Consider the following 14,875-nt stretch of genomic DNA (forward strand, 5'->3'; position numbering starts at 1 on the left):
TTGAGCAAATCTATGAGGTTACTGGCCGCCATCCGTGGAGGTATAGATACCACACGAGACTTTCAAATCATCGTTCCAATCCTTGTTTTCCGAAAGTTCGACGTTCTTCAGTTCCTGTACCTTGTTGCGGAGTTCATCGTTGCTCAGGCTTTCGACATCAGTCGTATCGCCATGAAAGTAACGATGCAGCCATAGGGTGTATTTGTGTCCTTGCTTGTCGTTGTCAAAGATGCTCCGAAGCTCCTTTACCTGGTTTTTGTCAAGAATCAGGCGTAATAGCCTCATTTGTCCTTCCGTGAATGTCCCTTCCGTAGATACATATACGAGATTGAGGTCGCTTCCGGAATGGCATAGCTGATAGTGGGAGATACAGTCGATAAATGACTCCCCGATGTATAGAATGTCTATCGGGCGGCTTTTGTCATGGTTGCTGGTCGCCAGACAGTCGAACTTGCCACCGAGAATACCCTTGAACGCCTCATTCCGCTGTGAAATGGCTTGTACACCGTTTTCATTGTACATCTTGATACACACGTTTCGGTAAACACTCCCTTTGTTCTTTACTTCACGGATAAAGAAAGTGTCTTTGAAGAACCGGCTTTCGATGCTTTCTTTCAAGATACCTCTTTTTGAGAGATAGTTTCCTTTGTAAGTTTGCAGTTGGCGTAGGTAGAAATGCAGTTCGTCCGTTCCCATGCTTGTGTTACCGACTTCATACCGGCTTTTTTCGGGTGTCGTGATGCGGTTGGTGTTGATGTAGTTCTGAAGGATCTCTCCCACCTCGCGCAAGGTCGGCATTTTTCCGGTTGTTTCAAATAGATGTTCCTGCATCAGATCCATGATGCTTCGGCCACGCACGCTGTCGCTATGCACGTCCCAATAGGTATATTGGTTCTGTGAGTTCCGCTTGATGACGATGGTATGCGTTCCGTTGCTCATTTTGGGACAAGAGTTGGAAGAGCCTTCCACGATTTTCCATCCCAGCTCCAGCAGGAAATCGGGCAGAGAAATGGTTGTTTTTATCTGATTGAAATCGACTTTCATACGATTGACTGGATTAGTTGAATCTCATTTTATCTGAGTTTAGATTATAAATGAGAAAGATTATCTTTCATAAAGATAATAAATATCATCTAAATACGAAAGAGAAAATATATGTTTTTTTGATTTTATTTCACGGTACTGTAAACCAAATCTACCGTGTTGTCTATACTGGGAACGGCCTCTAGCTGTTTACTCTGGTTGAACACGCTTTCACCGTCTTTCTTTACTTGCAGGGTGATGGTTGCGTTCTCTTTGGAATAGAGGATGCCTTGCACGGTAATTTGGCTGACCGGCTTTTCCGTACTGTATTCCACTTTATCGGTGAAGGTCTCATCTACGGAAAATGCGGAGGTGCCGGTGCGTTTGTTCCTGAATTTCACGCCGTCAAGATTGTATATATGTACACTGCCTTTGGGTGAGGTGCCGGTTACGGCTACGGTGATGTGATACATACCGGCTTTGTCTGTTTCCGGTTGGATTTCCTCTCTGTTGCATGAAGCCGCCAATAAGCAGGCTGCCACTAATAATGAATGGATTTTTCTCATGGTAGGATTCTTTTGTTGAATGTTATCGGATGATTTTTTGTTCTGTCTTATGTGTCCCGGCTGCCGGAACTGCTGACTTTTCTTTTAATTTGTCCTCTATCTTTTTAAGGATAGCGTTGACATCTTCAATGATTTTAATGTAGTTCTGCTGGATAATCTCTTCTAGGATTTCCAGTTCCATCTCTTCTTTGCCGTTGCCTAGTTTGACCGGCAAGGAGAAACGGGGTATCTCCTTCTCTTCAAAACGGCACATATCCATCTGCACGTTGAAGAATGGCGGCTTGCCTCCGGCAATCTTGCCGATGAAGTGCCCGGCTGCTTGCCCGGCAATGTCCCTTGCCTTTAAGACCTTTTCTTTTTGCAGGCTTTCCGTTACGCTGCCGCTTCCACTTGTTTGGTGGGAATAGGATTCCTGTGCCTCTTTTTTCTCGCCAAGCAGGTTCTCAATGTCCTTGGCCGTCTTCTCGTTTCCGGTCATGCCGTAGGCTTGTGTTCCGCAAGAGGCTTTCAGGATGTTGGCACTCTTCTCTCCATAGTCCCTGACCGCTTGGTTGAAGTCCTGGACGGCAAGGATGGTGGCGACATTGTGTTTTCGGGCGGTACCGATGAAGGTGTCGATGCCTTGTAACAGGATGGTCGGAAATTCATCTACCATGAATACGCTGGTTGCTTTGCCGGGATTGTTCATCTGCGACATCAGTACGCTGCCGATGCAGGAAATAGCGGGAGATACGGCCTCCTTGATGGTGGGCGCATTGCCTACGCATAACAGCGTTGGGTGTTCCTTGTTGGTTATATCCAAAGAGAACTCTTCTTCGGGAAGTGGCGACAACACCCAGAAGATGTATTTGTTGTTCAGGAGTACCAGCGGAGTCTGTGCGGATGATACGGCTCCGGCTGTCTGCTGTTGTGCGCCCAACTTCCAGGCGGTCAGCATCGAGGACATGTTCAATGCGATTTCAGGATCTTCCGACAGCCAATGGAATACCAGGTTGCTGTCCGAAAGGGCAAGGGCTATCACATGGGGCAACGTACAGATGCCAAGCTCCCTCTCCTTGAAACATTTGTAGGCGATTGAATAGACGTAGTTAATGGCATTGTTGGCCCAAAAGTCTGTTTTTTCTTTCCAACTGGCTTCCAGATTTTTCATCAGCGTGATGATGATGTTACGGATGAATAGCGATTCGTTGCCCTTTGACATATATTTCGGAGAGAGTACGTTTACCCTGACCGTGCGTGACATATCCACGAAATTGATATAGGCGAAACGGGGTGTCTCCACTCCTTTAGCCCGGAAGTATTCAATGCTTCCGTAGGCGATACGTGAGAGGATGGGTGACTTGTCCTTGGTGGGATCACCTTCCCAGTCGTACACGAATCCAGCATAGTTGCGCTCGGCGCACTGGTAGATGATTCCCTTGATCCAGCTTTCCGATTTACCGCTTCCCGGACCGCCGTCAATATAGACATTCTGCTGCGGCTTATGGATGACCAACGACCCGGAGGCGGTCTCAAAGCGGAAGTAGAAAGCTGATTCTTCCCGGCTTAACCCGAAAATGCTGTCATCGGATTGGGCATGGCGCCGGATGAAATAAGGCAGAGTCTTGATGACAAGCAACGTGTACGCCACAAACACAGTAGGAAACACAAATAGGTTATACCACGTTGATAACCGGCTGAATCCGATAACCAGCATGGATGCCGAAACCAATGTCATACTGGTGTAAACCCATTTCTTGTTTTCGTCTTTCACCTTGCCTACCGGGAAGAGAAAAGCAAGACCGCCGATCAGGATGACGTAGAGAAACCGGAATAGGGCATCCTTTTCCATCAGCCTTTCCCACATGGCCGGATTACGTAGTGGAGCGTATAATCCCGTAACGATAGCCCACTGAAACAGTACGGCTGTCCCGATGAGCGTGGATAGCAGGATCAGGATGAATGACAGGTCTTTCTTCTCTCTTTCCATGGCCGTTGCAGTTATTGGGGTTGTCCGGTTGCCGTTCCGTCACCGTTCTCTTTTTTCTCAGCCTTTCCCAGTAGCTCAATGCGTGAGACGGTCAGGCTGACGGATGGGATGTGGCTACCGTCATCCTTCTGGAATACATCGGCATACACATCGCCGCAGACATATACCTGTGTTCCTTTTTTCAGATACTCAAAGACCTTACTCTCGTAATTTACGAAGCAGCATACCCATAGGGTCTGTTCCTCGTTGTTCACGTTCTTGTACTTGGTGGATACATGGAAGTTGAATCCTTTTCCGTTCTTGTTCTGCCGGGCATCCGCACCGACATAACCGATAATTTGTCCTGTAAACATAATGATGGTTTTTAAAAGTTTATAATCCGAGCTGTGGCTCATTCGTATTTTTCATGGCCGGTTCCGCTTCCATGACAGGCAGCGAAATGCCGAAAGTGCCGTATAGTGTTTCAAGGTTGCTTGCCGTGGGATGGTTGGCGGCGAGGCTTTCCAATTGTCGGGATGAAGGAATAAAACCTTCATTCTTCATCTGCTCCAATACCGGACGGTTGTCTTGCAGGACGGCCAGCGTAAACCGTTCCTCCGGTGTGAGGTACTGTTCCATCCGTGAGGTGTGTTCCTGAATCATATTACTGGCTTTACCTACATCGGCAAGGATGTTATAGATGAATTTGGGATCTTCTTTCAAGGCTCCCAGCCAGTTCTTCAGATACATGGCATTCTCTTCCCGGATATAGGTGGATATTCCCAGGCTTTGCCCGACGGTAGCGGAGGTGAGTTCGGCAACCAGTTCCTCTTTGGCATATTGCTTGTCTCCGAAAATCACGCCTTTTTCCCGGTTCAGATGCTCAGGCTCCCCAGTCGAGTGCGCCATCTCATGAAGTAGTGTGGAGTAGAAATTCTCTCCGTCCTTAAACTGCCCCTTCAGGGGTACGATGATATGGTTATCTTCTCCCTTTGCATGGTAAGCACTATTTCCTTCCTTGGAATAAATGGGGCAGATCCATTGCTGTTCCCGTACCATCGCATCAATCAGAGGCACGGTGAGCATCCCTTGCTCGTCCTTGATGGCCGGTATCTTGAATTGCTCCTTCAATGCTTCCCATTTCTCCGGTTTCGTTTCCTGAAGATTGGTCTGCTGTACGTTGAACACATTGTATGTCTTCAGAAACGGCGTGACCTTATATTCCTGCTGCTCGTTTTTATCCAGGTTCTTATATACGTCGAAAGGTATTTTCTTTCCGTTCTTGTCTCTTACTGAGAAATTCCAGTAAATGACCGGGAATGACTTTTCTCCTTTCAGTATGTTAAGGCCGTTGTCTTTGGCTTGCATGAAGGTCATATAGACCGGCAGGCTGTACTGCTCTTTTTCCGAAAGTAGAAACAACATGAAGGAATTTACTCCGTTGTAGGTTCTTCCCTCGATATTTTGCGGAAGTCCCCCACCCTTTATCCCGAACCAAGGCTTCTGCCAGTTGTCTTCCACCTGCTTTATCTTTTCGATCATCAGTTCGGCGAAACGCTGTAATGCTTTGTCACTTGCTGTATCCATGATTTATTGGTATAGATTTCTGTTCTCGTAATCAAGCAGCCATTCTCTGGCCGTTTGGTTGTTTGTCTCTTGCTGCTTGGCAGCCATCTCTTCTTGATAGGCTTGTGCAAGCTCTTCCTGTGCAAGTAGAAACTCTAAGTCACTGATTTCTCCTGCAATGTTTTTCTGTACTAATTCATCGTAATCCATAATTCCTGATTTTTTAGGTTATAAGTCATTGAAAGCCCGGTTGATGGTGCTGGCTATCGGACGGGCCATTTCCTTGCTGTTGTCGGGTTTGGGTGTGCTGGCCAGTTTGACATCTCCCAGTGTCTTTGTGCTGCCTTCCATCCCGAAAATCTTTTGTACGGCTATCAGCGTGTTGGCTTGCACACCCGTTTCACGCATCCGGGTAAGGTCTTGTTGGGTGAGCCGGTACCCTTCTTTCTGTATCTCTTGGATGACATGAAAGTTGTCGGTCTGTGCGGCATCCAACAGACGTGCGGCCTGCCTTTCATGTTCGCCCTGTTCTTCTGGCTTGGTGCCGAACAGCTGGATGACTTCATGGGTTTGCCTTTTATCCAGACCGTGTTCCTTACCGATTCCTTTGATAAACTCTTCACTGGGTTTATATCCTTCCTCTTTGAGCTTCCCGATTTTTTCAAAGTCATGTTTGCCCACCGCTTCCTTAAACTCGGCTTCCATATTGCGCCCCTCTTCGTGTTTTTGCTCTTTTGCAGCCTCTATGTTGGCCGCATGGGCTTCCAGTTTGGGGGGCATGGCCTTGATCAGCTCTTGTGCCTTGCCGGGAGTGATACTCTGTATGTTCTGTATCATGACTCCTTTCCTGTCATCCGTCAGTTGGATGTCGGCAATGAAGTAGCCTTCCGGACTGTGCAGCAGCTTGTTCTCCAGTGCATGGCCGTTGGCGAGCAGGTATTTGTCGGCTTTGGTTAACTTGTAGCCGCCATATTCGCTGGTCTGCCCGATGATGTCGGGAATCTTGATTTCCTGGTTGGTGCGCAGGATGACGGAGTTCAGATCCCGGTCAACTTGCAGCAGGATGTCCTTCTTATTTACGGTGATGGGTACGATGTCACCGGCAAGCAGCTGTTCTTTCTCTTTCTTGCCCAACTTCTTTCCCAGCACCTTGTCCGGGATAACCAACGCCTCTTTGCGGTAGAATACGGAGATTCCGTCATCGTTGAAACGGAGCTTCCCCGGTTTGCCGTGTATCTCCATCAAATCAGACATGACACCCTTTTCCAGCTTGGTGCCTTTCCCGTCGAGGATGTTCCCTTGCTTGTAGGCGTATTCATAGAGCGACTGTCCGGTGTAGCATACCTTCAGGCGATGGTCGATGACGGTAAAGCCGTCTTTGTCATGTCCCTTCAGGTTCTCCCACCGCTTGATGCTGATGCCCTCCTTCTCCAGCTCGGCGACATATTTAGGATCATTGGCACGTTCCTTGTCAAAAAGGGCGGATACACGTTCTTTTGATTGGTCACGAAGGCTTTCATCGTACTTTGCTCCGGCTTTTTCCCTGATTTCGCTTACGCTCATGCTCAGCTCTTCCCCGTCTTTGCGGAACCGGAAATATCCGTCCCGGTATTCGGTCTGATAGCCCAGTGATTCGGCGATGCCGCCGAACTGTCCCACGTTGTCGAACATATAGGTGTCTAATGCTTCTCTCAGTTTCATGGCTGTGGCTTGTATAAGGGTTCTGCGGAAAGGATGTATTCGTTCAACACGGCCAGCTTGATGTGCCGCCCGCCGTTTCGCTCGTAAATCTCGATCTCGAATACCTTATCATCGGGTATCGTGAATTTGTCGAAACCAAGTATCAGCCGGTTCCGGCTCTTACCCTTGATTTTCGTGTCAAAATCTTTCTGATAGATAGGTTCGATGGTCGTTTCTTGCTGGATGGCGTTCTTGCTCTTCTTCTGGTCACGCTGGAAACATTTGACAAACTCGATGTCGTAGTCGATGTATGATTTGTTTTTCAGGTCAAAGATGAAAAACATGAAGCCCTCATGCACATACAGATTGGCCATTGACAACTCAAACTTGTTCTCGATGACCCCCAGGCTGTAGATGTTGCGCTTCTTGTTGCGCAGCTCTTGGATGCATCTTTCCATTTCCTCGCTGTTCACATCCACATGGGCGGTATATTTGCGCTGGTCATCGAAATTGTAGGTGAATACGGAGGTATTGCCCCGTTTGATGGTGATGTGGTAAGTGTTCATGGCCTTATCCACCACAAACAGGTTGGAATATGCCACGGCATCTTTGGCGGTTGATACTTTCAACTGGTTGTTGTAGGCGGCCAGAGTGAAGGACACCTCGTTGCCGGGCGTTCCGTAAGCGATGTCCTCCGGAAAGAAGAACTCGGCCAGATGGAGGTCGCTGACTTCTGCCTGATAGTCATGGTGCTGCCATTTCCCGTTGTCCTCGTAAATGTTCGGGTGCGAATCCGTGCCGCCTTCGGGAAGGTAGCGGATGTGATAGGTGTAAACGCTTCCGTCGATGCAGACTACGGTCAGGTTGGTCTCTTCGGTGAATCCTTCCGCTTGCGCCGAGAGCCTGACGATATGGGGCGCCTCTTCTACCCGGCTGGCCATGACAAGCTCCTGTTCGCCGATGGCGATATCAGATACTTGCACAGGGAATACCAGGTGTTTCACACAGTCGAAAGAGATAAAGATGTCTTTTTGGCTGATGGCTTGTTGCCGGGGAGTGCCGTTTCCCTGAGCGAAGAGCGGCAGGCTGCACACAAGGCAGTAAAACAGTAGATAAATATATTTCTTCATGTTGTCGATATGTTAAACGGTTCTTGAAAAAAAGGCGGTGAATACGGTAATGCCCCATAGAAGAAGCAGGGTAATGCCGAAAGAAACGGTCAGCGGACGGATTTCTTTAAAGGCTCGTCCGTTCCGGCGTGATACGTAGATCCGATAGCCGAAAAAGACCGCTGACAGCGCAAGCAGGTAATTGAGAATATCTATCATAATTTGTCTATCAATGTTTGAAGGGGATGATTTTTCTTGTTCGTTTTCTCTTGTTCCATTTGCTCATAGAGCTTCTGTAACTCCGCTTGCACGGCTTGCCTGCGCAACTTCGATTCCTGACTCTCTTCCTGGATATACATTTCGTAGTTGGACTTGAGATGTACCTTCACTTGTGAGAGGCTCATGTTCAAGATTTGCTTGGCTACCTGGGTGGTGGCGTTGACTACGCTGGTCACTTCGCTGGCCATCGTGCCGATGGAAGAGAGCGGCATGTCAATGTTCTGTACAAGACCTTGTTCCATACGCTTGGCTGCACTGGCTTTCAGGTTATTGGGCAGGTTTAAACCTTCCATGGCATCATTGTCGAAGACAACCACCGATACGGGATTGAGGTTGTCTCCTACCTTCAGGTTGCTGACTACCACATCGAGGCGGTTGGCTCCCAAAGTGGCGATACCGTAAAACAGCGTGTTGGCCGGTATCTTCATGCCGGATAGGGTTACGTCCTGAAGCAACCGCATCCGTACCGTACTGCCCGTGACTACGGTCTGGTCGCCGTGGATGCAAGCCCTGAAGAGGTTGCTGTTTCCCGGTGTGGAGGTCGGTTGGCGGCGTACCCGCTTACCGTTTTCGGCACGGTAGATCGGGCCTTTTTGCATCAGGCTGTCGGCGGATGGATGGCCGGAAGGGTTGGCAGCGGCTTTCTCCGTTTTTCCCTCTTGGTCATAATTGACAATCCGTTCATACATGCGCTTGCGGTATTTGTCGGATTCTTCCAGTTCCTTGCGGATGCGTGAGTTCTTCTTGGCTTCCCGGATAATCTCGTTGAGTGCCTGCTCGTCCTCCAGTCCGTCCAGTTGGCTTTCCAGCTGATGAGAGAAGCGTCCGTTCCGGCCACCTCCGTATTCTGCCATGACTTCGCTGTACGGATCGTTCTGCATACGGCGGATGCGCTCCAGTGTGGCACGGTCATACCGTTCCTGCTGGTTTTGCAGCTCGAAGTAAAAATCAGATCCTTTGACCTGAGACTCTTTCAGGATGCGTGCCTTCTCCTGCTCTTCCAGTTTGTCCTGCTTATAGGCTTCCATCTTGTCGTTCACCTTGTCGGCCATTTCCGACTGTGGTTCCAGAAAGGCTTGCGAGGCGGCCTGTCTGTCACTCCCTGACGGCACGTTCCCGTCCTCACGGATGAAGAATACATAAAGGAAGAGGATGCCCAGGATTACCGGGATGGCCATCAACAGCTTGTTCTTGTCTTTGATAAGTTTATTCGGTTCCATGGTCGGTTGGTTTAGAGGTTTCTGACTGGTTTTCATTCTTGCCCGGAGAAGCTGCCTGCGATGTGTTGGCGCCGTTGCTTTCCACGGGTTCGGAATAGCGGACAATCCAATCTTCTATCTTGGCTCCGTGCGCATTTTCCTCGCTGCGGGACAGCATATCATAGATGGTGAACTCCGCTTCGATATTACGTGAGATGCTTCCCCGTGCCCGGTACCCGGTCTGCGTGAAGATTATCTTTCCGGAAACGGGTATCGTTTGGGTGTTAATCTTTACATCCTTGATGCGTACCCCGTAACGGATATTCTTTTGTATGAGTGAGTTCAGCATATTCACATCGTTGTACTCATTCAACAGCTCCTTCCCCTTGTTGCCTATGAGGTTGAGCGCAAGCGAAATGTTCTTCTCGTAGCTGCTCTCGTCAAAGGCATACCAGTGGGTTACGAAGGTCTTTACATGGTTCATGTATTCGTATTGCCGCATATCGCTGGCAGACAGGCTGCTTGCCTCATAGACTTCTCCCTGCCTGTCGATGACGAGAGCCTGGCCGTATGCTTTTTCTATTTTGTTGATAAGGAAGATGATACTGCAGGCAAAAGCGATAGTCAGGATGATGCAGTACCCGGCTGAAAGCCGGATAGTCAGCTTGACCGCATCATCTGCTCCTTTGAATTTCATCAGATTCATAGTTCTATTTTTTATTGTTGTCGTTTATGAAACTTGCCCCGATAGAGGCGGCACCGCCTACGTTGGTCAGCTTGCCGCCTGCCGCTGCGCCTCCCATCAGGGCGATGGTGGCCGCCGTGGTGACGATTGACACGGTTTTCGAAATGATTTTCCCGGCATCGTTGTGTCCTACGATTTTGGAGGATAGCCAGAAACAGCTGCAATAAGCACCGATCAGGGCGAGATCCATTCCTAAATATTGTATCTGCTGCGTAGCTGCGTCCACCATGTCGGCACTTTCCGTATAGATGGCCTTGAAGGTCTGCCACATGATTTGGTTCAGGATATTGATGACGGTGAATACCATACAGGCGGAGCAGAGCGTACCGAACCAGATACTCAACTGTTTCTGAAAGACCGGCAGCATGCTCACGGCAAATACGAACGGGCCGAGAATGACCAGTAGCTTGACAATGACCACGCCGATACCTAAGATGACTACTTGTATGATTCCTACCAGTAGGGCGGAAATGCCATGAAGTACAAGGGTGGCGAGGTTGGCGGGATTGAGCAGCTGCACAATCTTCTCCACGCTGGAGCGTACACCGGTCATTTCGTCCTCTTCCATCTTTTTATCCAGTTCGTGCTGCATGGCGCCGGTGTTGTCTTCTCCGGCTGCTACCTCCGACTGGAGGCTGTGTTTGTCGTATTCGGCAATCATCTCTCCTTGTTCGGTGGCTGATTGTGCCATGAACTGGGCAAATTCCTGCGCACGCTCGGAGGTCAGCGAGGTGGCTTCGTTAATTACTTCCATCGTGCCTACGATGGTTTGGGCGATGGGGGTGTACATACTCAGGCAGAAGAACAGTACCAGGCAACGGGTGATTTCCATCATGTCGGGAAATTTGTCCTCATTCGGGCTTAACAGCTGGCTGGCTCCGTGATAGAGATAGTTGTATGCCAGGTTACAGATAAAACATATGACACCAACACCGAAGGCGATGACCGTCATTTGCGAAACGAGTTCCATTGTCAGGCCGTCCGTGATCTGGAGTCCCCAGAGAAAATTGTCTTGATTCATAACGCTCTAATTGGTGTGTCGTGTGAAAGCGGCCAGCCGTCCCTGATAGTAGGTCTTCCGGTTATGCCCTTTCATGGATTTGTAAATGACCGTGGAACGCACGGATTCGTTAAACTCTCGCATTTCTTCAGCTGCCTTCTCTACCGATTCCTTCACTTGCTCGATGAATGACATGCGTCCTTCCGAGTTCATCGAGAAGTAACTGGTCACGGTGGCTACCTTGAACAGCAAATCGGTACTCAGGCTCAGGTTGACGGTTACACGCTGAAAATTAAGAAATTTCAAACAGTGGTAATTTGAACCTACATTCAGGTAAAAACTGTAGTCACTGCTTAGGCAGGCTACATCGTCAAGTAAATCGGCCAGTTCTTTCAGTGACTTGAGTTCCTTCAGCTGGTCGATTTTTTGCAGGCCAAGCCTCAGTTCCTGGGCATCTATCATTTCATTGATTTGTGCGACCCATTTCTTGACATTGGTGATCCATTCCGTTGAGTTCAGCAGGGTGTGTACGGGATCATGCACGACAAACTGGGCATGAACGCTGCCGGTTCCCATTAGCCCCATCGAGACGGAAAGTCCGAGTATGAGAATGATTCTTTTCATGACGGTTATTTGTTGATGATGAATAATAGGGTGAATATGACACATACCAGCCAGGCTATCAGATAGCTTTTGGCGTTCTCTTTTTTCATGGCCAGTGCCCATACCACGAAAATGAGCGCAACGCCTAAAAGTGCGGCGGCAATGCTTCCGGCAAGATTGTATGCGCTGCCGTTGAAGTCGGTTGACCAGCTTAGAAGGGCGGTCAGCCCTTGGGTGGCGTCATCCATACTTTTTCCTCCTTTCCTCCAGATAGCGGTTGATGGCCGTATAGGTCGAGCCGCTTTCGTTGAACAACTGCTTCAGCCGTACTACCGTCGCTTGGCGCGAATCGAAGGCTACGGCGGCGAAGTCGGACACCTCGTTGCGGAAGATGAAGGCATCGTTCGACATCTTGATGAAAAACTCTCTCCAGCGTTCCGTGCGTTGCAACGACTCGATCATATAGGCCTCTTCGTCCGTGATGGAAAGCACGGCTTTCACTTCCGGCAGGTTCTGCCGGTGTTCCGAATGGTCGAGGATAATCTTGGTTGCGCAGTTGATGATGATGGAGTCCTTGATACTGGACGGCATGTTTTTCAAAAACAGGATGTTCTGTGCGGCCAGCGTGATGCTTCCCTCCTTTTTACGGAAGGTACGGTACAGGTAGGCGATGAAGTCTCCGAATTTCTCGTCTTGCAGGAAGTCGAGCGCTTCGTCGATGATCAGTTCTTTGGCAAATCCCTGGCGTTTCTTGATTTTATCCACGATCATTTGCAGGGTGATGATGGCAACGAGTGGAAAGTACTCTTTCTTAGAGGCATCTTCCATATCGAAGGCTATCAGCCGGTCATACACGATATCCACGTTCTCGGTGGCGTTCAGCAGGAATGACAGCTCTCCGTCCGTATAGGGTTCCAGCAAAAGCAACAGCTCCTCTATCTCGAATTTCTGTTTCTCAAACTCGGTCATCCGTTTGCTGAACACTTCCTTCAGATAAGCCCGGTAAGTTATCAGCGTCGGGAAGATACGCTCATGCTTCTCTCCTATTGAAGAGTTGTTCACATAGTCGTAAAATCCGATGACGGATTTCCTGAGAATGGCGTTCTCGGCAGGCAGCATGGGTTCACGTACCTTCCAAATGTAGCTGATAATGGCGACGATGGTCTTTATCTGGTCATCGGCGGACTCGGCATCCGTGGTGTCGATGTATAGGTATTTGCCGTTCTTGTCACGGTCACACAAGAAGGGGTTGAACGCAAATTTCTTCTGCTCGGTAGAGTCGAAGTATTTGCCCCGGTTCAAGGCTATCATCGAGCGGTAAGAGCCGCCGATGTCGATGATCATCACATCCCGGCCCAGTTCATAGCTTTGCAGGATGTAATTGTTCAGCCAGAAAGATTTACCGGAACCGGACGGGCCGATAACGATGCGGTTCTTGTTGTTCAGCGCCGGATAATCCCAGAGGTTTATCTTGGCGGGAGTACCGAAACGGTCATGGTAGATATGTCCTTTCTCGTCCGAAAGGTACATCCCCTCTTTTTGCAGATAACAGATGGCCTGCTTGGTCGTGTTGACGAGGCCCCGGTAATTGGCCCTGGCATTGCCGGGTATGTTGCAGAAGAACAGGTTGCACAGCTCGGCGTTCTCCACATAGCACGAACTTTGGTTCATAAAACTGAAGCCTTGCTGTACCAGTGCGGTTTTCCGCATGAGCGAGGTACGGTCTGTATCGTTCAGTACGACATTGAAGGCGGTATAGGCGGTCTGGTAGTCGAACTGGGTAATCTCATCGCAGAAAGCTGCCTGCTCGCGTTGCTTCTCCGCTGCGGGCGGATAAAAGTTGGTGATGTAGTTCAGCGCGTCTTTCTCCGCACCGATGGCCGTTACGGTGGCATCGGGATCGGTTATCTCTATCACGATGTTTACGATGTGGTTGAACGGCAGGCCAAGTCCTACGGGGTACAGCATCGAGCATTTGCTCCGTATGCTGTCCGGTATCTCTATGTTTCCCCCGTATGCCTTCGACTTGCCGGTGTGCGGCACGGCCAGTTCTTGAAGATGCTCGCCTTCATTGGTCAGCGAAAGGATGGAAACGTGCTGTTGCCCTACTTTCATGCTTCCGCTTTCACTGACGGCCATAGGGTTGACGCTCTTCTGCGTGGCATCGTTTTCCGGTGTCTCGTAAGAGAGGTTGACGTAGTCGTAGATGGCGTTGTTCAGTTCCGTATCATCCATCTTGCGTATCTCAAACTGCTGGATGGATGACAAGCCGTTCTCAAAGTTCATCAGAAAGGCTTCCATTTCTGTCAGCCGTTGCTGATATTCCTTATAAGGTTGCTTGAACGGGTAGTGCAGCTTTCGCATCAGCGAGGTGCCCGATGCGCTTTTGCGTATCTTACCGTTTCGGTTGCCGTTCGTGAACGTCACATACAGGTTGGTGTAGCTGTTCAGTATCTCCTTGCCGTTGAAATGACGGTTGTTCTCCGCTATCAGGGCATTAGAAGAGTATTCTGCATGATGGTATCGCCCCGTATAGTAGAAATTCTGCTGATGGATGACCGTGCCTGCCGGAAGCATCTTCAAAAGAGCCTCCAACCGCTCATGGATGTATTGCGCCTCGCTTTCCGACAAGGTGAACACTTCGGGCAGAAGCAGCCGGTAGCCGACGGTGATGTCACCGTTCCCGTTGATGACGGCGTTCTCCGTGATGGTCTGGATAGGCAAGACACTTTCCAGATCCACGGATTTGTCCTTCACCTCTATCTCTGTCTGCCGGATATACAGCAGAGCAATCAGCAGGCACAGCGCACAGATTAGCAGTGATATGAGTATGATGATTCCTATCATGGTTGCTGTTTTAGGATGAATTTGAAAATCTGCCGTTTGTCCGTTATCTGCCGGGGGGTGGCGTTCTTGATCCGGAGGCCGGTCAGGTAGTCCGGGTTACCGGCCTTGTGTTTCTTTTTCAAGGTTTGGAACAGCAGACCGGATAGAAACAGAATGGCGGAAATGATTCCGATGATGAGTATCGGGTGCAGCTGCTTGAATATGCTCACGATGATGATGATGGCCGTCAGCAGCATGAAGATGGCGAACTGTCCCGATGACAGACCGAAGAACTTGATCGGCTTGTTGATTTTACGCATGGTTCTCATGG

At 49.4% G+C, this 14,875-nt stretch carries 16 protein-coding genes; all 16 read right to left on the bottom strand.

Translation table 11 applies throughout. The features are described 5' to 3' along the window. Positions 1-18 precede the first annotated feature (18 nt). Positions 19-1,044, bottom strand: coding sequence for a toprim domain-containing protein (locus NBH16_RS18435; protein ID WP_007844620.1), 1,026 nt, complete (start codon positions 1,042-1,044; stop codon positions 19-21). 125 nt (positions 1,045-1,169) lie between these two features. Beyond that, positions 1,170-1,589: a hypothetical protein gene (locus NBH16_RS18440; RefSeq protein WP_008781143.1), complete on the bottom strand. Its 420-nt coding sequence runs from the start codon at positions 1,587-1,589 to the stop codon at positions 1,170-1,172. A gap of 22 nt (positions 1,590-1,611) precedes the next feature. Continuing rightward, positions 1,612-3,558, bottom strand: a complete 1,947-nt coding sequence (locus NBH16_RS18445) for a type IV secretory system conjugative DNA transfer family protein (RefSeq protein ID WP_008781144.1) — start codon at positions 3,556-3,558, stop codon at positions 1,612-1,614. Between the two features lie 11 nt (positions 3,559-3,569). Continuing rightward, positions 3,570-3,953, bottom strand: coding sequence for a single-stranded DNA-binding protein (locus NBH16_RS18450; protein WP_008771429.1), 384 nt, complete (start codon positions 3,951-3,953; stop codon positions 3,570-3,572). Next, positions 3,931-5,124 carry an ArdC family protein gene (locus NBH16_RS18455; RefSeq protein WP_008781145.1) on the bottom strand — a complete coding sequence of 398 codons (1,194 nt, stop codon included), beginning with the start codon at positions 5,122-5,124 and terminating at the stop codon, positions 3,931-3,933. Before NBH16_RS18455 ends, NBH16_RS18450 begins: the two co-directional genes overlap by 23 nt. A 3-nt stretch (positions 5,125-5,127) precedes the next feature. Next, a complete protein-coding gene (locus tag NBH16_RS18460; protein WP_005868897.1) occupies positions 5,128-5,313 on the bottom strand; it encodes a hypothetical protein in 186 nt (61 codons plus the stop codon). Between the two features lie 18 nt (positions 5,314-5,331). Further along, a complete protein-coding gene (locus NBH16_RS18465) occupies positions 5,332-6,804 on the bottom strand; it encodes a DUF3945 domain-containing protein (RefSeq protein ID WP_250788950.1) in 1,473 nt (490 codons plus the stop codon). Then, the gene (locus tag NBH16_RS18470) at positions 6,801-7,913 is read right to left on the bottom strand and encodes a DUF4138 domain-containing protein (protein ID WP_008781147.1); all 1,113 of its coding nucleotides are present in this window, start codon (positions 7,911-7,913) and stop codon (positions 6,801-6,803) included. Before NBH16_RS18470 ends, NBH16_RS18465 begins: the two co-directional genes overlap by 4 nt. A gap of 12 nt (positions 7,914-7,925) precedes the next feature. After that, the gene (locus NBH16_RS18475) at positions 7,926-8,111 is read right to left on the bottom strand and encodes a hypothetical protein (RefSeq protein WP_007564699.1); all 186 of its coding nucleotides are present in this window, start codon (positions 8,109-8,111) and stop codon (positions 7,926-7,928) included. Further along, a complete protein-coding gene (gene traM / locus NBH16_RS18480; protein ID WP_008781148.1) occupies positions 8,108-9,391 on the bottom strand; it encodes a conjugative transposon protein TraM in 1,284 nt (427 codons plus the stop codon). The genes NBH16_RS18475 and traM overlap by 4 nt, the downstream gene beginning before the upstream one ends. Beyond that, positions 9,378-10,076, bottom strand: a complete 699-nt coding sequence (locus tag NBH16_RS18485; protein WP_122383163.1) for a hypothetical protein — start codon at positions 10,074-10,076, stop codon at positions 9,378-9,380. Before NBH16_RS18485 ends, traM begins: the two co-directional genes overlap by 14 nt. A gap of 4 nt (positions 10,077-10,080) precedes the next feature. Beyond that, positions 10,081-11,136, bottom strand: coding sequence for a TraJ family protein (locus NBH16_RS18490; protein WP_044547483.1), 1,056 nt, complete (start codon positions 11,134-11,136; stop codon positions 10,081-10,083). Positions 11,137-11,142: 6 nt separating this feature from the next. Beyond that, on the bottom strand, positions 11,143-11,739 hold the full coding sequence (locus tag NBH16_RS18495; protein WP_122383162.1) for a TrbJ/VirB5 family protein: 597 nt from the start codon (positions 11,737-11,739) through the stop codon (positions 11,143-11,145). Positions 11,740-11,744: 5 nt separating this feature from the next. Further along, positions 11,745-11,966, bottom strand: a complete 222-nt coding sequence (locus NBH16_RS18500) for a hypothetical protein (RefSeq protein WP_009276846.1) — start codon at positions 11,964-11,966, stop codon at positions 11,745-11,747. Then, the gene (locus NBH16_RS18505) at positions 11,959-14,565 is read right to left on the bottom strand and encodes a TraG family conjugative transposon ATPase (protein ID WP_122383161.1); all 2,607 of its coding nucleotides are present in this window, start codon (positions 14,563-14,565) and stop codon (positions 11,959-11,961) included. The genes NBH16_RS18500 and NBH16_RS18505 overlap by 8 nt, the downstream gene beginning before the upstream one ends. After that, on the bottom strand, positions 14,562-14,873 hold the full coding sequence (locus NBH16_RS18510; protein ID WP_122383160.1) for a hypothetical protein: 312 nt from the start codon (positions 14,871-14,873) through the stop codon (positions 14,562-14,564). Before NBH16_RS18510 ends, NBH16_RS18505 begins: the two co-directional genes overlap by 4 nt. Positions 14,874-14,875 lie beyond the last annotated feature (2 nt).

Origin of the sequence: Parabacteroides sp. Y3-G-102 (assembly GCF_023656845.1) — a bacterium.
GTDB lineage: Bacteria > Bacteroidota > Bacteroidia > Bacteroidales > Tannerellaceae > Parabacteroides > Parabacteroides distasonis.